Here is an 18512-nt window from a genome sequence, read left to right as displayed (position 1 = left end):
TGGTTACACTGGCTCCCCGTGATCACCATGCGCAACGTCAGCAAGTCGTACCCGACCTCGACGCGACCGGCGCTGGACAATGTTTCCGTCGATGTGGAAAAAGGCGAGTTCGTCTTCCTCATCGGCCCGTCCGGTTCGGGCAAGTCGACTTTCATGCGACTGCTGCTCAAGGAAGAGGCGCCGACATCGGGCGAGATCCGGGTCGCCGACTTCCGGGTCGACAAGTTGCCGGGGCGCAAGGTGCCCAAGTTGCGGCAGCGAATCGGCTGCGTGTTCCAGGATTTCCGGCTGCTGCAGCAGAAGACCGTGGAACAGAACGTCGCGTTCGCGCTGGAGGTGATCGGCAAGCGACGTCAGTTCATCGAACGGACGGTGCCCGAGGTGCTCGACATGGTCGGGCTCGGCGGTAAGGGGCAGCGCTTGCCCTCGGAGCTGTCCGGCGGTGAGCAGCAGCGGGTCGCGATCGCGCGCGCGTTCGTCAACCGGCCGCTGGTCCTGCTCGCCGACGAGCCGACCGGCAACCTCGACCCCGATACCAGCGCCGACATCATGGCCCTGCTGGAACGGATCAATCGCGTCGGCACCACGGTGCTGATGGCCACCCACGACAACCACATCGTCGACGCCATGCGAAGGCGGGTGGTCGAACTGGACCACGGCAGACTCGTGCGCGACGAAGCGACCGGCGTCTACGGGGTGGGTCGATAATGCGACTGAGTTTCCTGTTCACCGAAATCGTCGACGGCCTGCGCCGCAATCTCACGATGACCATCGCGATGATCCTGACCACGGCGGTGTCGCTGATGATGCTCGGCGGCGGCATGCTGTCGGTGCGGATGGCCGACAAGACCGAGAACTTCTTCATCGGCCGCCTCGAGGTGCGCTTCTACCTCGACGACGCGGTCTCCGACACCGATCCCGACTGCGCCGCCGACCCGTGCAAGTCACTGCTCGCCGACCTCAAGCAGACCTCGGGCGTGGAGAGCGTGCAGTTCCTCAACCGCGCCGACGCCTTGGAAGAGGCGAAGAAGCTGTTCGCGGATCAGCCCGAGATGGTGCAGTACATCTCCGACTCACCGCTGCCTGCCTCGTTGCGGGTGAAGATGACCGACGCCGATCAGTACCAGCACATCTACGACAGCTTCGCGACCCGGCCGGGCGTGCGGATCGTGGCCAATGACAAGGAGTTCGTCGACCGGCTCACCAGCCTGTTCGACGGGTTGCGCAATGCCGCGTTCGGTTTGGCGCTGGTGATGGCCCTGGCCGCGATGCTGCTGGTGTTGAACATGGTGCAGATCGCCGCGTTCACGCGGCGCACGGAAGTCGGCATCATGCGACTGGTCGGCGCGACCCGCTGGTATACCCAGCTACCGTTCCTCCTCGAAGCGGTCGCGGCCGCCTTCGTCGGTTCGGTACTCGCGGTCCTCGGCCTGGTCATCGCCCGGCCGCTGGTGATCGACCGGGCGCTGGGCCCACTGTTCGACAGCAACGTCTTCCCGCGCATCACCGGCGACGACATCGCGGTGGTGGCCCTGACGATCGCCCCCGTCGGCATCGTCTTCGCCGCCGTCACCGCCTACCTCACCCTGCGCTACTACGTGCGCGAATAGAGCCTGTGTGCGGGACGGTCGATGCCGGGTGCCACTTCAGGTCCGGCAGCGGCTGTCCCCCCGCATGGGCGAGGCTCGCGCCGAGTTGAGCGGCGAGTTCGGATCTCTGGCGGTCCAGGTCGGCGATGCGCCGTTCCAGTTCGGCGGTTCGCTCGGCCATGATTCGCACCGACATCTCACAGGCTTGCACCGGCCCCGCCTCCTCGGCACACGGCATGAGCAGGGCGATGTCATCGGTGTTCAGTCCCGCGGCCAGCAGTTCCCGGATCCGGGCGACCGTGGTCACCGCCGACGCGGGATAGCTGCGGTACCCGTTGCCGTCGCGGTGCGGGTGCAGCAGACCCTGCTCCTCGTAGTAGCGCAGCAGCCGGGTGGCGACCCCGGTGCGTTGCGCCAATTCACCGATCAGCATGTGATCACCGGCATCTTCGGCTTGACCTTCACACCCATGTCAATCCCTAACGTCGCCGCCATGAACACGATTCCCCTGCACACCACCGTCCATGGCTCCGGTCCCGGCATCGTCCTCGCGCACGGCGCGGGCGGCGGAATCGAGAGTAATTTCGGCACCGTGATTCCCGCGCTCGCCGCAGCGCACACCGTGGTCGCCTCGGACTACCCGGGCGACGACACCCCATTGGATCTCGACGGCCTCGCCGATGCCCTGGTGGCGGCAGCCGTCGACGCGGGCGTCGAGACCTTCACCATCGTGGGTTTCTCGCTCGGCACCGCGGTGGCAGTGCGCGCCGCCGCGCGCCACCCCGACCGCGTCACCGGCCTGCTGCTCACCGCGGGCCTGGCCGCTCCCGACAATCGCGCCCGGCTGGCCGTGCGGGCCTGGCAGGACCTGCTCGAGCGCGGCGACCACGCATCCTTCGCCCGGCTCACCGTGCTCACCGGCTTCTCCACCGGCTTTGTCAACAATCTGCCCGCGGCCACCGTCGACGACATCGTTCGTCAGACCGCCGCCTCGATTCCCGGCGGCACCCGCCAGCAGGCAGCGCTGGTCGAGTCGGTCGACACCACCGCCGACCTCGCCGCTATCGCGGTGCCCACCCTTGTCGTGGCCACCACCGCCGACCTGCTGGTCGATCCGGCGAACTCGCGAACCCTGGCCGCCGCGATCCCCGGCGCCGAATACGCGGAGATCGAAGCCGGCCATGTCGTCATGGTCGAGCGCCCCGACGAATGGGAGAAACTCCTGACCGGTTTCCTCGACCGTCACGGTCTCTAGATCTCCGCGAGGACCAGGCCCCTCAGCCGAGTGTGCGCAGCTGCGGCCAGAGTTGCGACCTCGGTGGTCGTGCGGCGGCGATCTGCTCGACGTAGCGGGGCCAGGCAATGGTTTCGCCCGCGTCGTAGTTGATGGCGAGGACGGGCGAATCCCGCAACCACGCGATCGGCCACACCGGCAGGAACACCAGCGCCGACAGCACCGCGTTCACCACGAACACCGAAGTGACCGCCGCCCACCGTCCAACGGCAGGCAATCTCATGACACATAACGAATCGGGATCGACCGCGGCCATGAGTCTGGCCAGAAACGGCGACAACGGCGGCTGATCAGGGTAAGACCAGTCCAGACGCTGACCCGCTGCCAGGAAATACAGCTCGTCGCGGTGGTAGTCGTAGCGCCCCGAAGTGACCACCAGAACGAGCGCGAATACCGACGCGATGACGGGCACTGGGCCAGGGTGACAGAAACCGGCATTTCCCCCACGGGTCGGCACACTTCTTACTCCGGAGTAAGATAGTCTTACCGAAGAGTAAGATGGTGGGGTCGAAGGCACCCCGACAGCCGAGGAAATCAGGTGATGATGAGCACTCGAGACAGCGCGACGAAGCGACGTCCGAACGACACGTCCGCGGTCGGCCTCAGCCAGCCCAAACGGGACTGGATGGGCGCCGCGATGCGCGCTTTGACGACCATTACCGGGTCGGAGCTCGCGGAGAAGTACAACCTGCGCAAGCCGATCGAGCGGGTCACCTATGAGGGCACCAAGACCGGGTTCCGCACCCTGGGCGCGGCCACTCGTACCTTCGCGAAGGTGGCGGGCAGCGGTGAGCCCAAGCGTCTGGTCGACAACGAGGCCAAGACCAAGGGCTACTTCGATCTCACCCCGACCGACGAGCAGCAGATGATCGTCGAGACGGTGCGTGACTTCGCGGGCGAGATCCTGCGCCCCGCGGCCTACGACGCCGACAATGCCGCCAAGGCCCCGCGCGACCTGCTCGAGCGCGCCGCCGAACTCGGCATCACCCTGATCAACGTCCCCGAGGAGCTGGAAGGCGCGGCTTCCGAGCGAGGCGCCGTCACCAACTCCCTGGTGGCCGAGGCTCTCGCGCACGGCGACATGGGCCTGGCACTGCCGATTCTGGCGCCCAGCGGCGTCACCGTCGCGCTGTCGCAGTGGGGCACCAACGCGCAGCAGCAGACCTACCTGCCCGCCTTCACCGGTGACGCGGTGCCGCAGGCGTCCGTGGTGATCAACGAGCCGCGCGCGCTGTTCGACCCCTTCGCCCTGCAGACCAAGGCCGTTCGCTCCCCCAGCGGCTACAAGCTCACCGGCGTGAAGAGCCTGGTCCCGGCCGCCGCCGATGCCGAACTGTTCATCGTGGCGGCCGAACTCGACGGACGCCCCGCGCTGTTCATCGTCGAGTCCGATACCGCCGGGCTGTCCGTGGAAGCCGATCCGAGCATGGGCCTGCGCGCCGCGGGCCTGGGTCGACTGATCCTGGACAACGTGGCCGTCGGCGCCGATGCCGTGCTCGGCGACAGTGACGCCAAGACCCGCGCCGCCGAATACGGCGACGCGGTGCAGCTCGCCCGGCTGGGTTGGGCCTCGCTGGCCATCGGCACCGGCCAGGCCGTGCTCGACTACGTGATCCCGTACGTGAACGAGCGCGAAGCGTTCGGCGAGCCGATCTCGCACCGTCAGGCGGTGGCCTTCATGGTCGCCAACATGGCGATCGAGCTCGACGGACTGCGCCTGGTGACCCTGCGTGGCGCCTCGCGCGCGGAACAGGGCCTGTCGTTCGCCCGTGAGGCGGCGCTGGCGCGCAAGCTGGCCACCGACAAGGGCATGCAGATCGGCCTGGACGGCGTGCAGCTGCTCGGCGGTCACGGCTTCACCAAGGAACACCCGGTCGAGCGGTGGTACCGCGACCTTCGTTCCGTCGGTGTCGCCGAAGGCATCGTGCTGGTCTAGGCCCGTTTCTCACCTTCCAGGAGCCCCCTAATGATCAATCTCGAACTCCCCAAGAAGCTGAAGGCGAGCGCCAACCAGGCCCACCAGGTCGCCTCGCAGATCTTCCGTCCCATTTCCCGCAAGTACGACCTCGCCGAGCACGAGTACCCGGTCGAGCTCGACACGATGGCCGCCATGATCGAAGGGCTCGCCGACTCCGGCACCCAGAAGATCGGTGGCGCCGCGGGCGGCCGTAACGACGAGGCCGACGCGGATCTGACCGCGAATGCCAACGGCGGCAACATGTCCGCGCTGCTCAACTCCCTCGAGACCTCGTGGGGTGATGTCGGCCTGATGCTCACCATCCCCTACCAGGGACTGGGCAATGCCGCGATCGCCGCGGTGGCGACCGACGAGCAGCTCTCGCGTTTCGGCAAGGTGTGGGCCGCGATGGCGATCACCGAGCCGTCCTTCGGTTCCGACTCCGCCGCCGTCACCACCACCGCTGTTCTCGACGGCGACGAGTGGGTGCTCAACGGCGAGAAGATCTTCGTTACCTGTGGTCAGCGCGCCACCCACATCGTGGTGTGGGCCTCGGTCGACAAGAGCCTCGGTCGCGCCGCGATCAAGTCCTTCGTCGTCCCGCGTGACGCTCCGGGTCTGTCGGTGGCACGGCTCGAGCACAAGCTCGGCATCAAGGCCTCCGACACCGCGGTACTGCTGCTGCAGGACTGCCGCATCCCCGCCGACAACATTCTCGGTTCGCCGGAAGTCAACGTGGAGAAGGGTTTCGCCGGGGTCATGCAGACCTTCGACAACACCCGTCCCCTCGTGGCGGCGATGGCCGTCGGCGTCACCCGCGCCGCGCTCGAGGAACTGCGTAGCGTGCTCACCGAGGCGGGTGTCGAGATCTCCTACGACACCCCCGCGATGAACCAGTCCGCCGCGGCCGCCGAATTCCTGCGCATGGAAGCCGACTACGAATCGGCCTACCTGCTCTCCCTGCGCGCCGCCTGGATGGCCGACAACAAGAAGCCGAACTCGCTCGAGGCCTCGATGTCCAAGGCCAAGGCGGGCCGCACCGGCACCGATGTCACCCTCAAGGCAGTGGAACTGGCCGGCTCCATCGGCTACTCCCAGCGCACCCTGCTCGAGAAGTGGGCCCGCGACTCGAAGATCCTCGACATCTTCGAAGGCACCCAGCAGATCCAGCAGCTGATCGTGGCTCGCCGCGTGCTCGGAAAGACCAGTTCCGAGCTGAAGTGACCTGGTAGACAACAGAAATCCGGTGCGAGTCGACCGCTGACCCGCACCGGATTTTCTGTTTTCGACGCATTCGCTTGCCCGGCAGCAGATCTCGCCGCATGCAAATTCTCTTCATGGTGTTTGAACCTCACGGTACGGGCATTACCGCAGAGGAAGAGATAGGGAACATCATGAGCGTATTTCGCAGTGCGAACAGATATCGGCGACGTGATCGGGTCCGAACCGACCGGCGCGGGTGGCGGTCGGTCCGAAACCGGGGCTGGGGCCGCCGGTCCTATGACCGGGCGCCGCGCAGGTCCGCTGGTTCCGGCGGAGTGGAAGCAGTCGCTCGTTTCGGTTTCGTAGCGCGTGGCGTCGCCTACGTCGTGATCGGCATTCTCGCTTTCATGCTGGCGATCGGAACGGCCGAGCACGAGCCGGATGCCGGTGGGGCGCTGGCCGCGATCGCCGCGAAGCCGCTGGGTTACCTGCTGCTGTGGATTCTCGTGTTCGGCTTCGCCGCGCTGGCCGTGTGGCGCGCGGTGCAGGTCGCCGGTGCGGGGCGGACCTATTCGGGCGGACACCGCGCCTATGCCGTGATCTCCGGGATCGTCTATGCCCTGGCCTTCTGGGGCACCCTGCGGTTCGTGATGCACGGGCGCACGCCGACGCCGAGCGACGCGGTCGCCCGCGATCTGACCGGCCGCATCCTGAGCTGGGACGGCGGCCAGGTGGTCGTGCTGCTGATCGGCATCGCCATCCTGGCCTTCGGTATCTGGCAGACGGTGCGCGGTCTGCGCCTCGACTTCGCCGAGGACCTTCGGATGGGCTGGATGACGCACGGTATGCGGGAGGCCGCGATCTGGCTGGGCCGGATCGGCTATCTCGCTCGGGGCGCGATCGTGATCAGCATCGGTTTCGCCGCCATGGTCGCAGCGGTCAACTACGACGCCGCGGCCGCCAAGGGTATCGACGCGGTACTGCATGATTTCGCCGGTAATCCCTTCGGCCCTTGGCTGCTCATGCTGATCGCGCTCGGCCTCATCGCCTTCGGTGGGCTGTCCTTTCTCGAGGCCAAGCACCGCAGGACCTACGGCGGCGTCCCGGTCTGACCCGCGGACCCGCTCGAATCCCATCCTCGGCGTTTGCCGGATCAGCCCGGATCGGCTCTGTGCAGCGATACGGTGATGGTCGAATCGTCGCGCGCTGTCACCGACTCCGCGCGACGAACGGCAGACGACGGTGATGGGATTCGTGCGTTTTGAAGATCGACACAACGCTGACCGGCGGGCTCGCCACGATGGGCAAGGACGCCGCCGCCGCGGAGGCCGCGGGCTACGCGGGCATCTGGACGTTCGAAGGGGCCCACGACCCGTTCCTGCCGCTCCTGCTCGCCGCCGAGCACACGGAGCGCGTCGAGCTGGGTACCTCGATCGCGGTGGCGTTCGCCCGAAATCCACTGTCGCTGGCCACCATCGCCTGGGATCTGCAGGCGTACTCCCGCGGACGGTTCGTTCTCGGCCTCGGTAGCCAGATCCGCGCGCACATCACCCGGCGCTACTCGATGCCGTGGAGCCGACCGGCCGACCGGATGCGCGACATGGTGATGGCGGTGCGCGCGATCTGGGCGAGCTGGGAGCAGGGTGGGCGGCTCGATTACCAGGGTGAGTTCTATCAGCACACCCTGATGCCGCCGCTGTTCCGCCCCGCGGCGGCCGAGGTGGCCGGGTTCGGCCCGCCGCCGATCTATCTCGCGGGGGTGGGGCCGGGGATGACCGCGGTCGCGGGAGAGGTCGCCGACGGATTCATGTCGCACCCGTTCTGCACTCCGAGATTTCTGCGCGAGGTGACCCTGCCCGCCCTGGCGCGGGGAGCGGAGCGCGCGCGGAAACCCGTAGCCGACATCGTGATCCACCATTCGGCGATGGTCGCGACGGGCAGATCCGCGAGCGAACTCGCCGCAGCGAGGCAGGCCATCCGAAAGCAGCTCGCCTTCTACGGATCGACGCCGGCCTACTGGCCGATTCTCGAGCTCCACGACCGGGCCGAACTCGGACCCCGGCTCAAAGAGATGTCCAAGAGCGGGGAATGGGATCGGATGGCCGAGCTCATCGACGACGACTTCCTCGACGCCGTCGCGATCACGGCCACCGACCCCGCCCGCGCGGCGGCGCAACTGCACGAGCGCTACGACGGAATCGTCGGACGGCTCGGCTTCAACACACCCTATCGGGTGGACCCCACGCTGCTGACCGAACTGTTGCGGGAGTTCTGATTTCGCGCCGACCCTGTGCTCAGAGCTCGGTCGGGTCGGCGAGGTGGAGTCGGCGGTCGAGGCGGTGCGGGTCGACTTCCAGGTGGGGCCGGTCCCACTCGGCCAGATCGGCGGCGGAGGCGTAGGTGGTGTCGAGGAAGTTCAGGAGGGTGGCGTCGGGGTCGGGGGAGTTTCGGACCGATTCGTAGGGGAGGACGAATTCGCCGAGGGTGGTGTCCCAGCTGGCGCCGTCGGGACCTGCGGGACGGGCGGCGTAGCCGTCGGGAGCGGGGTAGGAATAGGCGTAGAAGGTGCCTTCAGTGCCGCCGGGCCAGAAGCCCGCGCTGGCGCATTCGCGGGAGTAGGCCTCTTCCATCACCCAATCGGCGCAGTTCGGGGCGCCGCCGGGGTGCGTGGGCGCGAGACGGCCGGAGAAGCGGGTGCAGGCCAGGTCGAAGGAACCCCAGAAGAATTGCACCGGACTGGATTTCCCGGCGAAACCGGCACGCCAGAGCTGGAATACCCGCTCGATCTGGACGAGCTGCTGCCAGAACAGGTGGACGGCGTCCGCGTCGTAGGACTGATGGTCGGTGTCCTCGGCGAACGGGATGGCCGGATCCACCTCGTTCGGCGACGCCTCGATGTCGACCACGATGTCGAGCCGACCGAGCACGTGGCCGAGCTCGGCGTAGAAGTCGGCGACCGTGCGTGGGCGCAGGGCGATCGCGGCGCGACGGCCGTCGCTGCTGCGCAGCACGAGTTCGTGGTCGACGAAGTCGAATTCGATATCGAGCAGGCGGCCGTCGACGGGAATCGCACCGGTCGCCAGCCCGCGCGCGCTCACCGCGAACGTGACATTCCACCAGTGATTGACCAGCGGTGTCCCCGCCATTTTCAGCTTGCCGATGATCTGCGACCACATGTGCAGGGTGTCGCGGGTATCGGACCAGGAATCGACGAGCAGAGTCGGCCAGACGGCCTCGGCGGGAGTGGAACGAGCCATCGGATTCCTCGCTCTCTCGGTGCGCGACCGACAAGGGTCGCGCCCGTTCACAGCCAGGTGCGCTGGCTGACCGGTCAACCGTGTCCTGCGACGTTTCATCCTACGTCGGTGCAGGTAGATCGTGCCGCAAGGACGAACCCGACCCCCAACGGGGTTGTGTGGGACTCCGAGTCTCATATAACGTAGGGGTGCGCCACACCGAAGGAGACACCGCTGATGCTGTCGACAATCAAGAACACCGCCACCGATCCCGAGTACCACGAGATCCTGCGCAACCTGTCCGAAGGTTCGGTCAACCGGCACTTCGACCCCTACGTCGACATCGACTGGGAATCGCCCGAGTTCGCCGTGCACAGCGACGACCCGCGCTGGATCATGCCCGACGAGGACCCGCTCGGCCGTCACCCCTGGTACAAGGCCCAGCCGATCGAGAAGCAGATCGCCATCGGCATGTGGCGCCAGGCCGGTATCGCCAAGGTCGGCCTGGATTTCGAGCAGCTGCTGATCCGTGGGCTGATGCAGTACCTGGTGTCGGTCCCCAACGGTGACCCCGAATTCCGGTACGTCACGCACGAGGCTGCCGAAGAGTGCAACCACACGATGATGTTCCAGGAAATGATCAACCGCATCGGCTATCGCGACGTGGTCGGCATGGGCACCATCGATCGCAAGCTGACGATGGCCATCTGGCCCGCGGTGAAGTACTTCCCCGAGCTGTTCTTCACGATGATCCTCGGCGGCGAGGAACCGATCGACCACCTGCAGAAGTCGCTGCTGCGCGCGGGCGTCGACCTGCATCCGATGGTCCAGCGGGTGATGCAGATCCACGTGGCCGAGGAAGCCCGGCATATCTCGTTCGCCCACGAATACCTGCGCCGGAACGTGCCCGGCATGAACCCGATCACGAAATCGGTGCTCTCCGTGGCTTTCCCGATCGCCATGCGAGTGATGCTCGACATGATCATGACGCCGCCGAAGGAATTCGTCGAGAAGTTCGACATTCCGGCGGAGGTCATGCGGGAGGCTTACTGGAGCAGCGAGGAATCGCAAACCACGATGCGCAATATCTTCGGTGACGTGCGCGCCCTCGCCACGAACAGCGGCCTGATGAACCCAGTCGCCAAGCTCACCTGGCGCCTGCTCGGCATCGACGGCCCGGTGACCCGCTACCGCAGCGAACCGGCTCGCAAAGTCGCCTGAGTGATCGAGTGAGTACGACGGCCCGCCGGATCACCGTTCCGGCGGGCCGTCGGCGTTCTCTTCGACTCCGGCCCCTTGCAGCGAAATCATCGATCGGCTGTACACCACCATGTACAGTTGACTATGGCCGATTACGACAGTGTGCCCCTGACCGAGTTACGTGGTCAGCTGGGCAGTGTTTTCGACGGGGTGTCCGCGAGCGGACGGCCGGTGATCGTGACGCGGGAGGGGAAAGAATTGGTCGCGGTGGTACCCGCTGGGGTGTTGCGGCACGGGGCGTTGCCCCCCGCGTACTTCAACGATGATCTCCGCGAACAGATCCTGGGCAAGCTCGACGCCAGGATCACCCAGCATTCCGCGGAGGACATCGCCGAGGCGCAAGCCAAACTGAGCAAGCTGATGGGCGCGCTGGACAGTCAGCAGTGAGCGTCGCCGATCACACCGCGCTCACCTCGCTGGCCTTGTCGCCGCTGTTCGGGCAGGTGATCATGCGCCAGTTCACCCAGCAGCGCCGAATCCTGGTGGTGCCCACCGTGAGCCTGATGGCCGCGATGCGCGCCGTCGACAACATCGACGAACTCGGCCGCCTGCTCGACAATCGCGTCGCCGTGCGCTGGGCCGAACTCGACGCGCCCACCGCCATCCGCATCGGCACCACGGTGCCCATCGTCGACGACCACCTCGACTGGCCGCTGATCGCGCCCGTGGTGTTCACCGCGCAGAATCTGGACATGCCGATCCTCACCGCCAAACCCGAGCTGTATCGCGGTTACAAAGTAGAGATCGCGAACATGCCATAGCCCATTCCAGAGGTTCTGAATTCGGCTTTCCCGGGGTAGTGACGGAGCCCACATCCGCTGTCGGTACGGTGCACAGCGGACGAATTACCAGGGAAAGCTGCACCAGGAACACTCGAGGAGAGCTGGTTATGCATCATCTGAGTTTCATGCGTCGCTTCACCACCGCGGTAGCCGTCACGTCGGCCGCCGTCGCCATCGTCTTCGCGGGCCCCGCGGTCGCGGATCCGAAGCCACAGACTGTCGATGTGGCCTCGGCCGTCTCGCAGCTGCGCACCTCGGTGGCGAACAATCCGGGCGCACTCGCCGCCCTCGACCAGCTCACCGCAAAGGGCAAGGTCGACGTCGCACTGCCCGCGCAGCCGTTCCAGATCCCCGCGACCTCCGATGTCGGCCAGAACGGCAGCGGACCCGGGGTGTACGGCTCGGGCATCGCCCTCGATATCGACGGCTTCCGCTTCGGCTTCTTCGGCGGGCCGGGCACCATCTCGCCCAATCAGGGTGCCGCCAAGCTCGAGGTCATGTGGCTGAATCTGTCCAACGGGCAGAGCGGCACCGCGGTCCTGAACGAACACCAGGACGTGCCGGTCGACACCACCATCCGCACCGCGCCGCTGAACACCGGCGGCGGGCTCATCGTGGCCGCGGTCTACGGCAACCTGTGGCACCGCTGGCCGGTGCCCGTCGACGAGGCGCACCCGGACGGGTTCGCCTACCAGCTCGGCACGATCCAGCAGCCCTCGTTCGGCGCTGTCACGCGTTGACTCTGGTCCACTCGCACCCCGGGTCCACTCGGTCCCGGGGTGCGTTGTCGTTTCGATGATGCAGCGCAACAGCTTCGGTGTGGCGTAGGTTGACCGACGTGGAGGATCTGGTCGACCGACTCGAAGAACTGGAACGCCGTGTTGCCGCGCTGGAGAGCGTGCGGCCCGAGGACGCGCAGCTGCCGTGGGCGGTGGCACGCCTGCGGCAGGAATTCGCCGATGCGGGCAAACGCACCGGCGGTGTGCTGCTGGCGGGCGCTCTGCAACTGCCCACCGGCGAGCGATTCGATTGGCAAGCGCAGTACCCCACCGACGCCATCGTCGGTGACGTGTGGACCATCGAGGCGGCCAATTGCCTTGCCGCACTTGCCGATCCGGTTCGTCTGCGGCTGCTTCAGGAAATCGTCTACGGACGCAGAACCGCCGCCGATCTCGCCGCCATCGCGGAATTGGGCACCTCGCCCGAGATCTACCAGCACCTGCGCCAGCTGGCCGCCGTCGGCTGGTTGCAGACCGCGGGCTTGGGCCGTTTCGAGGTGCCGGAGGGCAGGCTCGTCCCGCTCCTCGCGGTGCTGGCGGCGGCCCAGCGCTGATCTTGTGGAGATGTCCCAATTGCCCGGTTAGACTACTGTGACGCAAGGCACATCGACTGCTACGGTGAGCGTCGAGTGATCACATCAGCGGAGGTAGTCGAGTGAACGTGTCACATCTGCTCGAAAGCGTGAAGGCGCTCGGCGTGCTGCGCGCACGCGGGGTCTCCGACCCCAAGACGCCGCTCGAGACACTGCGGACGATGAAGGAATCCAAGATCTACGGCCCGCAGGCCACCCTCGTGCGCCATTCGGCCCGGATCGCCCCCGATCAGGTGGCCCTCGTGGACGAGCGCGGTGAGCTCACCTACCGCGAACTCGACCAGCAGTCCACCGCCATCGCCCGCGGCCTGCGCGAAAAGGGCATCGGCGAGGGCACGGTCATCGCCGTGCTGGCCCGCGATCACCGCGGCCTGATCATGTCGATGATCGCGGCGGGCAAGCTGGGTGCGCGGATCGCGCTGATGAACACCGGCTTCGCCAAGCCCCAGTTCGCCGAGGTGTGCGCACGCGAGAACGTCCGCGCGGTGCTGCACGACAGCGAGTTCCTCGGCCTGCTCGACGCCTTACCCGACGATCTACCGCGCTATCTCACCTGGGTCGACGAAGGCACCGAGCTTCCTTCTGGTGCGACGACATTCGATGACCTCATCGCGGGAAATTCCACCGATGATCTGCCCGCGCCGAGCAAGCCGGGCGGCTTCATCATCCTCACCAGCGGCACGACCGGCCTGCCGAAGGGCGCACCGCGCACCAAGGTCACGCCGATGGCCACCGCCCAGTTCGTCGACCGCATACCCTTCCCCCGGCGGGGAACGGCGATGATCGTGTCGCCGATCTTCCACAGCACGGGCCTCGGCACCTGGCTGGTCAACACGATCCTGTCGAACAAGATCGTCATGCGCCGTCGATTCGACGCCGAGGCCACCCTCGCCGCGATCGCCGAGCACAAGGTCGAGATGCTCGTCTGCGTACCGACGATGCTGCACCGGATGACCGAGCTGCCGCCGGAGGTCCACGCGAAATACGATCTGTCGTCGCTGAAGGTGATCCTGTTCGCCGGTTCCGCGCTTACCCCCGAGCTGTGCATCCGCGCCACCGAGGTCTTCGGACCGGTGCTCTACAACCTCTACGGGTCGACCGAGGTGGCGATCGCGACCATCGCGAACCCGGCCGAGCTGGCGGAAGCGCCGGGCACGGTCGGCCGGTCGCCGATCACCTGCGAGGTCCGCCTCTACGACGATCAGGACCAGCCGGTCCGCACACCCGGCACCCGCGCCCGGATCTTCGTGCGCAGTGGCGCGCCGTTCGAGGGCTACACCGACGGCAGGCACAAGCAGATCATCGACGGTTTCATGTCCAGCGGCGACATGGGCCATTTCACCGACTCCGGGCTGCTCATGGTCGACGGCCGCGACGACGACATGATCGTCTCCGGTGGCGAGAACGTGTACCCGCAGGAAGTCGAGAACCTGCTGGTCGAGCGGCCAGAGATCTTCGACGTGGCGGTGGTCGGCGTCGACGACCCGGAATTCGGAAAACGCTTGCGCGCCTTCGTCGTTCTCGAAGAAGGTCACACCGTCGAGGCAGCCGAACTCCAGGCGCACGTGAAGGCGAACCTGGCCAGGTTCAAGGTGCCGCGCGAGGTGGTCTTCCTCGACGAACTGCCCCGCAACGCCACCGGCAAGATCGTGCGCCGCACCCTCATCGACTATGAGGTCTCACAGGGATAGGCCCCTGGCCGACACGGAGTAGACAGCGCGGCCGGATCGCTTGCTAGTGTTGGCGACAGCACTGGATCTCGAAGACGCGGTCCGGCCTGCGGTTCTGCGTGGGCTCGGTCTGCCGGAAGGCTGTTCGATGTCTCTGTCTCTGCCCGCGCTAGGTTCCTCCGCCCGACGTGCCGGTGACTTCGCGCTCGGCGTCAAGGTCATGGTGGATCGCAAGCTGTTCAACCCGCTGCGCCTCGACCACGCCGCCCGTTCGTTCCGCAATGTCTCGAAGTTCGGCCCGTTCGCCGGCGTCGTCATGCATGCCGCGCAGAGCAGGCCGCAGGCGGGCGCGATCGTCGACGAACTGGGTGAGATCACCTTCGGCGAACTCGACGCACAGTCCAACGCCTTCGCCCGCGGCCTGCGCGCGAGCGGAATCAACGAGGGCGACGTGATCGCCGTGCTGGCCCGCGACCATCGCGGCATGGTGTTGAGCCTGCTCGCGGCGGGCAAGCTCGGCGTGCGCGCGGTGCTGATGAACACCGGGTTCGCCAAGCCGCAGTTCGCCGACGTGGCCGCCCGCGAGAAGGTCAAGGCGGTGCTGCACGACAGCGAGTTCCTCGACCTGATGAGCGCCATCCCCACCGAGATCCCGCGCGTACTCACCTGGGTCGACGAAGCGCACGGCGCCGACCCGTCGATCCCGACCGTGGCCTCGCTGTCGGCGGACCGTTCGACGGCCGCGATCACCGCGCCGGCCAAGCCCGGCGGCATGGTGATCCTGACCAGCGGCACCACCGGCACTCCCAAGGGCGCACCGCGCGACAAGGTGAGCCCGTTCGCCTCGGCGCAGTTCGTGGATCGGGTGCCGCTGCCCAACAACGGCACCATGATCATGGCGGCGCCGATCTTCCACGGCACCGGCCTGTCGCAGTTCACCCTCGGGCTCGCCCTGGGTAACCGGGTCATCTTCCAGCAGCGCCGGTTCGATCCGGAGCAGACCCTGGCCAACGTGGTGAAGTACAAGGCGGATTCGCTGGTCGTGGTGCCCACGATGCTGCAGCGCATCCTCGATCTGGACGAGCAGGTCCTGGCGAAGTACGACCCGTCGACGATGAAGGTCATCTTCGCCGCAGGCTCGGCGATCGCGCCCGACGTGGTGACCCGCACCCTCGACTACTTCGGTGATTCGCTCTACAACCTCTACGGCTCCACCGAATGCGCCGTGATGACCGTGGCCACCCCGGAGGATCTGCGCAAGGCGCCGACCACCGCGGGCAAGGCGCCGGTCGGCATCCGGATCGTGTTGCTCGACGAGAACCGCAAGCCGATCACCGCGCCGAATGTCACCGGCACGATCTTCGTCGACAACGGTTTCGCGTTCACCGGCTACACCGACGGGCGGACCAAGGAGATGGTCGACGGGATGATGTCCAGCGGCGACGTGGGTCATTTCGACGCCGACGGCCTGCTCTACATCGACGGCCGCGACGACGACATGATCGTTTCCGGCGGCGAGAACGTCTTCCCCCTGGAGGTGGAGAACCTCATCGCGGGTCGCGCCGACGTGTTCGAGGCGGCAGTGGTCGGCGTCGACGACCACGACTACGGCAAACGGCTGCGCGCGATCGTGGTGCCCGGCCCGGATTCCAAGCGTGACGCCAAGGAGATCAAGGACTACGTCCGTGAGAACCTGGCCCGTTACAAGGTGCCGCGCGAGGTGATCTTCGTCGACGAACTGCCTCGCAACGCGACCGGCAAACTGCTGCGCAAGCCGCTCACCGAGATGGCAGTCGACGCGGACTGAGCTCGTTTCGACCGTCTGACCTGGGCCGGGTATCCCGGTCGACTACTATCAGCGCGTGATCATCGGGTTCGAGCAGGCGTCCGCGCCGTCGCGTGCTTTCGGCGCGCGGCTGCGCGGTGCCTGCGCGGGCTCGATGTCGGGTGCGCTGTCGCTGGCGGCGCACGGGGTGGCCGCCGGTGGGACGCTGCCGGGTAGCACGGCGATGGTGTTGCTGGCGGCGGCCTCGGCGGTGGTCGGCGCGCTCGTCGCCGGGGTCGGGCCGCTGCGCGACGGTGCGCTCGGTCTGGCGGCGGTGTTGTTGGGCGGTCAGCTGATCGGCCACACCACGATGAGCTGGTCCGGGCACTCGCACTCGGCCGACGATTCCCTCGGCCTCGGCATGCTCACCGCCCACACCGTCGCGGCGCTGCTCGCCGCCGTCGTCATCGTCGGCGCCGAGGCCGCCTACCGGATCGGCAGCGCCGCCCTCGCGCGCATTCTGCCGCTGCGCTACCGCACTCCCCGCGTTCCCGACCCGGCGCCGTTGCGCCTGGCCCACCGCGATCGCGTCGTCCTGCGAATCTTCGCCACGACATCGCTGCGCACCCGCGCTCCCCCGCTCGCGATTCCTTTCTGACTTTTCCCTCACCCGGTGCACGAACTCGTCGTGCGCTGTCCGCGTATCGAACACGCGCCTCGTTGTCGACCCAATGTGCCGACGTCACCCGCTGAGCCAGATCTCTCGAGATGAGCGAAGTGGTCGACGTGCGGCGTCGGTCGGCCGCGTTCGCCCCGATCCGCGCGCACCGGATTCCAGTACTCCAGAAATGAATCAGCATGAGCATCACGGACACTCGTCCGGTCGAGGAGAACTCCCCCTCGGCACCACCGATCTCCGGTGACAGTCCGCGCTCCGGCGCACGCCGGGGCCGCCACCTCTATCCGCTGGCCATGCGCCTGCACTTCTACGCGGGGATCTTCGTCGCCCCGTTCATCCTGATCGCCGCGCTCACCGGCGCGCTGTACGCGATCGCGCCGACGATCGAAGGGTTCGTCTCGCGTGACCTGTTGACGGTCGAGACGACCGGTCCCGATCAGGCGCTGTCCGCCCAGGTCGGCGCGGCTGTCGCGGCCCGCCCTGACCTCACGCTGGTCGCCGTCGCTCCAGCCCCGAACGCGGGTGATACCACTCGCGTCCTGTTCAACGATCCGACGCTCGGTGATTCCGAGCGGCTGTCGGTGTTCGTCGACCCGCACACCGCCCAGCCGGTCGGCGAGTCCGTGGTCTACGGAAGCGGTGGCGCGCTGCCGCTGCGCACCTGGCTCAGCGAGTTCCATCGCAGCCTGCACCTGGGCGAACCCGGCAGGCTCTACAGCGAACTGGCCGCGTCGTGGCTGTGGGTGATCGCGCTGTTCGGGCTGGTGCTGTGGGTGCATCGGGTCCGTAAGCGGCGCGAGCGCGGATCCGCGCAGTGGTTGCTCAAGCCGGATCTTTCCCAGCCGAAGCGTCGAAAGATGAACTGGCACGGCGCGATCGGGGTCTGGATCCTGCCCGTAGTACTGCTGCTCTCCGCCACCGGCATGACCTGGTCGACCTATGCGGGCGAGAACGTCACGAAGCTGCGCGAAGAACTCAGCTGGACCACGCCCGCGGTGAGCGTCGCCCTGCCGGGCTCCGAGTCCGGTGCCGTGCCCGCGCCGAGCGAACATCACAGCGCGGGCCACACCGCACCCGCACCGGTCGACCCCGCGACTCAGATCGCACAACTCGACCGCGTCTACGAGGCGGCACGCGCCAACGGCATCACCCAGGGCGCCGAAATCGCCGTTCCGGCGACGCCCGCGAAGGCGTTCGGCGTCAAGGAACTGCGCCTGCCCGGCACCTATACGGTCGATTCGCTCGCCGTCGACGGGTCGACCGGCACGGTCACCGATCGACTGGCGTTCGCCGACTGGCCGCTGATGGCCAAGCTCACCAACTGGGGCATCGCCTTCCACATGGGTCTGCTGTTCGGCCTGGCCAACCAGCTGCTGCTGCTCGCGATCATGGGTGGCCTCGTCACCGTGATCACGCTCGGCTACCGCATGTGGTGGCAGCGCCGACCCACCCGGAGGGCCGCCCTGCCGGTCCCGCCACGACGTGGAGTGCTGCGCCGCACGTCGCTGTGGATCACCGTTCCGCTGGCCGGCGTCGCGGTCGCCGTCGCGTGGTTCATCCCGCTCATCGGGGTGAGTCTGCTCGTCTTCGGGCTCATCGATATCGCCTTGGGGCTCGCCGCTCGCGCGGACAAGGTGTAACGCATGGCTAACTATCGAGGAAACATCCCATGTAACCCATGACACTCGATGATCGGAGCTCGTCT

19 protein-coding genes are annotated in these 18512 nt (G+C 67.0%); 16 read left to right on the top strand and 3 right to left on the bottom strand.

The features are described 5' to 3' along the window. The first annotated feature begins 18 nt into the window (after positions 1 to 18). Together ftsE and ftsX are read left to right on the top strand one after the other, a co-directional pair. Positions 19 to 708 carry a cell division ATP-binding protein FtsE gene (gene ftsE / locus NS1_RS10690; RefSeq protein ID WP_056812609.1) on the top strand — a complete coding sequence of 230 codons (690 nt, stop codon included), beginning with the start codon at positions 19 to 21 and terminating at the stop codon, positions 706 to 708. Beyond that, positions 708 to 1610, top strand: a complete 903-nt coding sequence (ftsX, locus tag NS1_RS10685; protein WP_056812613.1) for a permease-like cell division protein FtsX — start codon at positions 708 to 710, stop codon at positions 1608 to 1610. The genes ftsE and ftsX overlap by 1 nt, the downstream gene beginning before the upstream one ends. Here ftsX and NS1_RS10680 read toward each other — a convergent pair. Beyond that, positions 1582 to 2022: a MerR family transcriptional regulator gene (locus tag NS1_RS10680; RefSeq protein WP_063816111.1), complete on the bottom strand. Its 441-nt coding sequence runs from the start codon at positions 2020 to 2022 to the stop codon at positions 1582 to 1584. The two genes, ftsX and NS1_RS10680, sit on opposite strands and share 29 nt — an antisense overlap. A gap of 60 nt (positions 2023 to 2082) precedes the next feature. Between NS1_RS10680 and NS1_RS10675 the strand changes: the two genes are divergently transcribed. Beyond that, entirely contained in the window at positions 2083 to 2844 is a 762-nt protein-coding gene (locus NS1_RS10675) for an alpha/beta fold hydrolase (protein ID WP_062984090.1), read from the top strand. A 22-nt stretch (positions 2845 to 2866) separates the two neighbouring features. Here the strand turns inward: NS1_RS10675 and NS1_RS41585 are convergent, their stop codons facing one another. Next, positions 2867 to 3295: a hypothetical protein gene (locus NS1_RS41585; protein ID WP_062983784.1), complete on the bottom strand. Its 429-nt coding sequence runs from the start codon at positions 3293 to 3295 to the stop codon at positions 2867 to 2869. A gap of 129 nt (positions 3296 to 3424) precedes the next feature. On the opposite strand from NS1_RS41585, the gene NS1_RS10665 reads away from it, so the two are divergent. The 4 genes from NS1_RS10665 (at position 3425) to NS1_RS10650 (ending at position 8318) form a co-directional block, all read left to right on the top strand. Continuing rightward, complete coding sequence (locus tag NS1_RS10665; protein ID WP_062983782.1) at positions 3425 to 4819, top strand: acyl-CoA dehydrogenase family protein; 1395 nt, start codon at positions 3425 to 3427, stop codon at positions 4817 to 4819. Positions 4820 to 4849: 30 nt separating this feature from the next. Further along, positions 4850 to 6064, top strand: a complete 1215-nt coding sequence (locus tag NS1_RS10660) for an acyl-CoA dehydrogenase family protein (protein WP_056812627.1) — start codon at positions 4850 to 4852, stop codon at positions 6062 to 6064. A 314-nt stretch (positions 6065 to 6378) separates the two neighbouring features. Further along, a complete protein-coding gene (locus NS1_RS10655; protein WP_062983780.1) occupies positions 6379 to 7155 on the top strand; it encodes a DUF1206 domain-containing protein in 777 nt (258 codons plus the stop codon). Between the two features lie 149 nt (positions 7156 to 7304). After that, positions 7305 to 8318 carry a TIGR03617 family F420-dependent LLM class oxidoreductase gene (locus NS1_RS10650; protein ID WP_062983779.1) on the top strand — a complete coding sequence of 338 codons (1014 nt, stop codon included), beginning with the start codon at positions 7305 to 7307 and terminating at the stop codon, positions 8316 to 8318. Between the two features lie 19 nt (positions 8319 to 8337). Here NS1_RS10650 and NS1_RS10645 read toward each other — a convergent pair whose 3' ends face one another. Continuing rightward, the gene (locus tag NS1_RS10645; RefSeq protein WP_062983777.1) at positions 8338 to 9300 is read right to left on the bottom strand and encodes a DUF5996 family protein; all 963 of its coding nucleotides are present in this window, start codon (positions 9298 to 9300) and stop codon (positions 8338 to 8340) included. A 216-nt stretch (positions 9301 to 9516) separates the two neighbouring features. On the opposite strand from NS1_RS10645, the gene NS1_RS10640 reads away from it, so the two are divergent. The 9 genes from NS1_RS10640 (at position 9517) to NS1_RS10600 (ending at position 18447) form a co-directional block, all read left to right on the top strand. Further along, entirely contained in the window at positions 9517 to 10500 is a 984-nt protein-coding gene (locus NS1_RS10640; protein WP_084503641.1) for an AurF N-oxygenase family protein, read from the top strand. 123 nt (positions 10501 to 10623) lie between these two features. Beyond that, entirely contained in the window at positions 10624 to 10926 is a 303-nt protein-coding gene (locus NS1_RS10635; protein WP_062983772.1) for a type II toxin-antitoxin system Phd/YefM family antitoxin, read from the top strand. Beyond that, positions 10923 to 11300 (top strand): PIN domain-containing protein, encoded by a 378-nt coding sequence (locus NS1_RS10630; protein WP_056812679.1) that lies wholly within the window; start codon positions 10923 to 10925, stop codon positions 11298 to 11300. Before NS1_RS10635 ends, NS1_RS10630 begins: the two co-directional genes overlap by 4 nt. Before the next feature lie 128 nt (positions 11301 to 11428). After that, positions 11429 to 12061 (top strand): hypothetical protein, encoded by a 633-nt coding sequence (locus NS1_RS10625; RefSeq protein WP_062983770.1) that lies wholly within the window; start codon positions 11429 to 11431, stop codon positions 12059 to 12061. A 98-nt stretch (positions 12062 to 12159) separates the two neighbouring features. Beyond that, positions 12160 to 12654 (top strand): ArsR/SmtB family transcription factor, encoded by a 495-nt coding sequence (locus NS1_RS10620; RefSeq protein WP_056815846.1) that lies wholly within the window; start codon positions 12160 to 12162, stop codon positions 12652 to 12654. A gap of 101 nt (positions 12655 to 12755) precedes the next feature. Continuing rightward, on the top strand, positions 12756 to 14384 hold the full coding sequence (locus NS1_RS10615) for an acyl-CoA synthetase (protein WP_084503640.1): 1629 nt from the start codon (positions 12756 to 12758) through the stop codon (positions 14382 to 14384). A gap of 127 nt (positions 14385 to 14511) precedes the next feature. Then, on the top strand, positions 14512 to 16170 hold the full coding sequence (locus tag NS1_RS10610; RefSeq protein WP_062984088.1) for an acyl-CoA synthetase: 1659 nt from the start codon (positions 14512 to 14514) through the stop codon (positions 16168 to 16170). Between the two features lie 55 nt (positions 16171 to 16225). Then, a complete protein-coding gene (locus tag NS1_RS10605; protein WP_062983766.1) occupies positions 16226 to 16786 on the top strand; it encodes a hypothetical protein in 561 nt (186 codons plus the stop codon). 200 nt (positions 16787 to 16986) lie between these two features. Further along, on the top strand, positions 16987 to 18447 hold the full coding sequence (locus NS1_RS10600) for a PepSY-associated TM helix domain-containing protein (protein WP_062983764.1): 1461 nt from the start codon (positions 16987 to 16989) through the stop codon (positions 18445 to 18447). Positions 18448 to 18512: the final 65 nt, after the last annotated feature.

The organism is Nocardia salmonicida NBRC 13393, from assembly GCF_001613085.1.
GTDB lineage: Bacteria > Actinomycetota > Actinomycetes > Mycobacteriales > Mycobacteriaceae > Nocardia > Nocardia salmonicida.
The sequence above is the reverse complement of the archived record's forward strand: the minus strand, read 5'-3'. Positions and strand labels throughout refer to the sequence as shown.

Excerpts from the sequence above, each read along its gene's own strand:
- ftsX (WP_056812613.1), top strand. The coding sequence starts at position 708 with ATGCGACTGAGTTTCCTGTTCACCGAAATCGTCGACGGCCTGCGCCGC.
- NS1_RS10680 (WP_063816111.1), bottom strand. The coding sequence starts at position 2,022 with ATGCTGATCGGTGAATTGGCGCAACGCACCGGGGTCGCCACCCGGCTG.
- NS1_RS10675 (WP_062984090.1), top strand. The coding sequence starts at position 2,083 with ATGAACACGATTCCCCTGCACACCACCGTCCATGGCTCCGGTCCCGGC.
- NS1_RS10665 (WP_062983782.1), top strand. The coding sequence starts at position 3,425 with ATGATGAGCACTCGAGACAGCGCGACGAAGCGACGTCCGAACGACACG.
- NS1_RS10660 (WP_056812627.1), top strand. The coding sequence starts at position 4,850 with ATGATCAATCTCGAACTCCCCAAGAAGCTGAAGGCGAGCGCCAACCAG.
- NS1_RS10645 (WP_062983777.1), bottom strand. The coding sequence starts at position 9,300 with ATGGCTCGTTCCACTCCCGCCGAGGCCGTCTGGCCGACTCTGCTCGTC.
- NS1_RS10640 (WP_084503641.1), top strand. The coding sequence starts at position 9,517 with ATGCTGTCGACAATCAAGAACACCGCCACCGATCCCGAGTACCACGAG.
- NS1_RS10635 (WP_062983772.1), top strand. The coding sequence starts at position 10,624 with ATGGCCGATTACGACAGTGTGCCCCTGACCGAGTTACGTGGTCAGCTG.
- NS1_RS10625 (WP_062983770.1), top strand. The coding sequence starts at position 11,429 with ATGCATCATCTGAGTTTCATGCGTCGCTTCACCACCGCGGTAGCCGTC.
- NS1_RS10610 (WP_062984088.1), top strand. The coding sequence starts at position 14,512 with ATGTCTCTGTCTCTGCCCGCGCTAGGTTCCTCCGCCCGACGTGCCGGT.
- NS1_RS10600 (WP_062983764.1), top strand. The coding sequence starts at position 16,987 with ATGAGCATCACGGACACTCGTCCGGTCGAGGAGAACTCCCCCTCGGCA.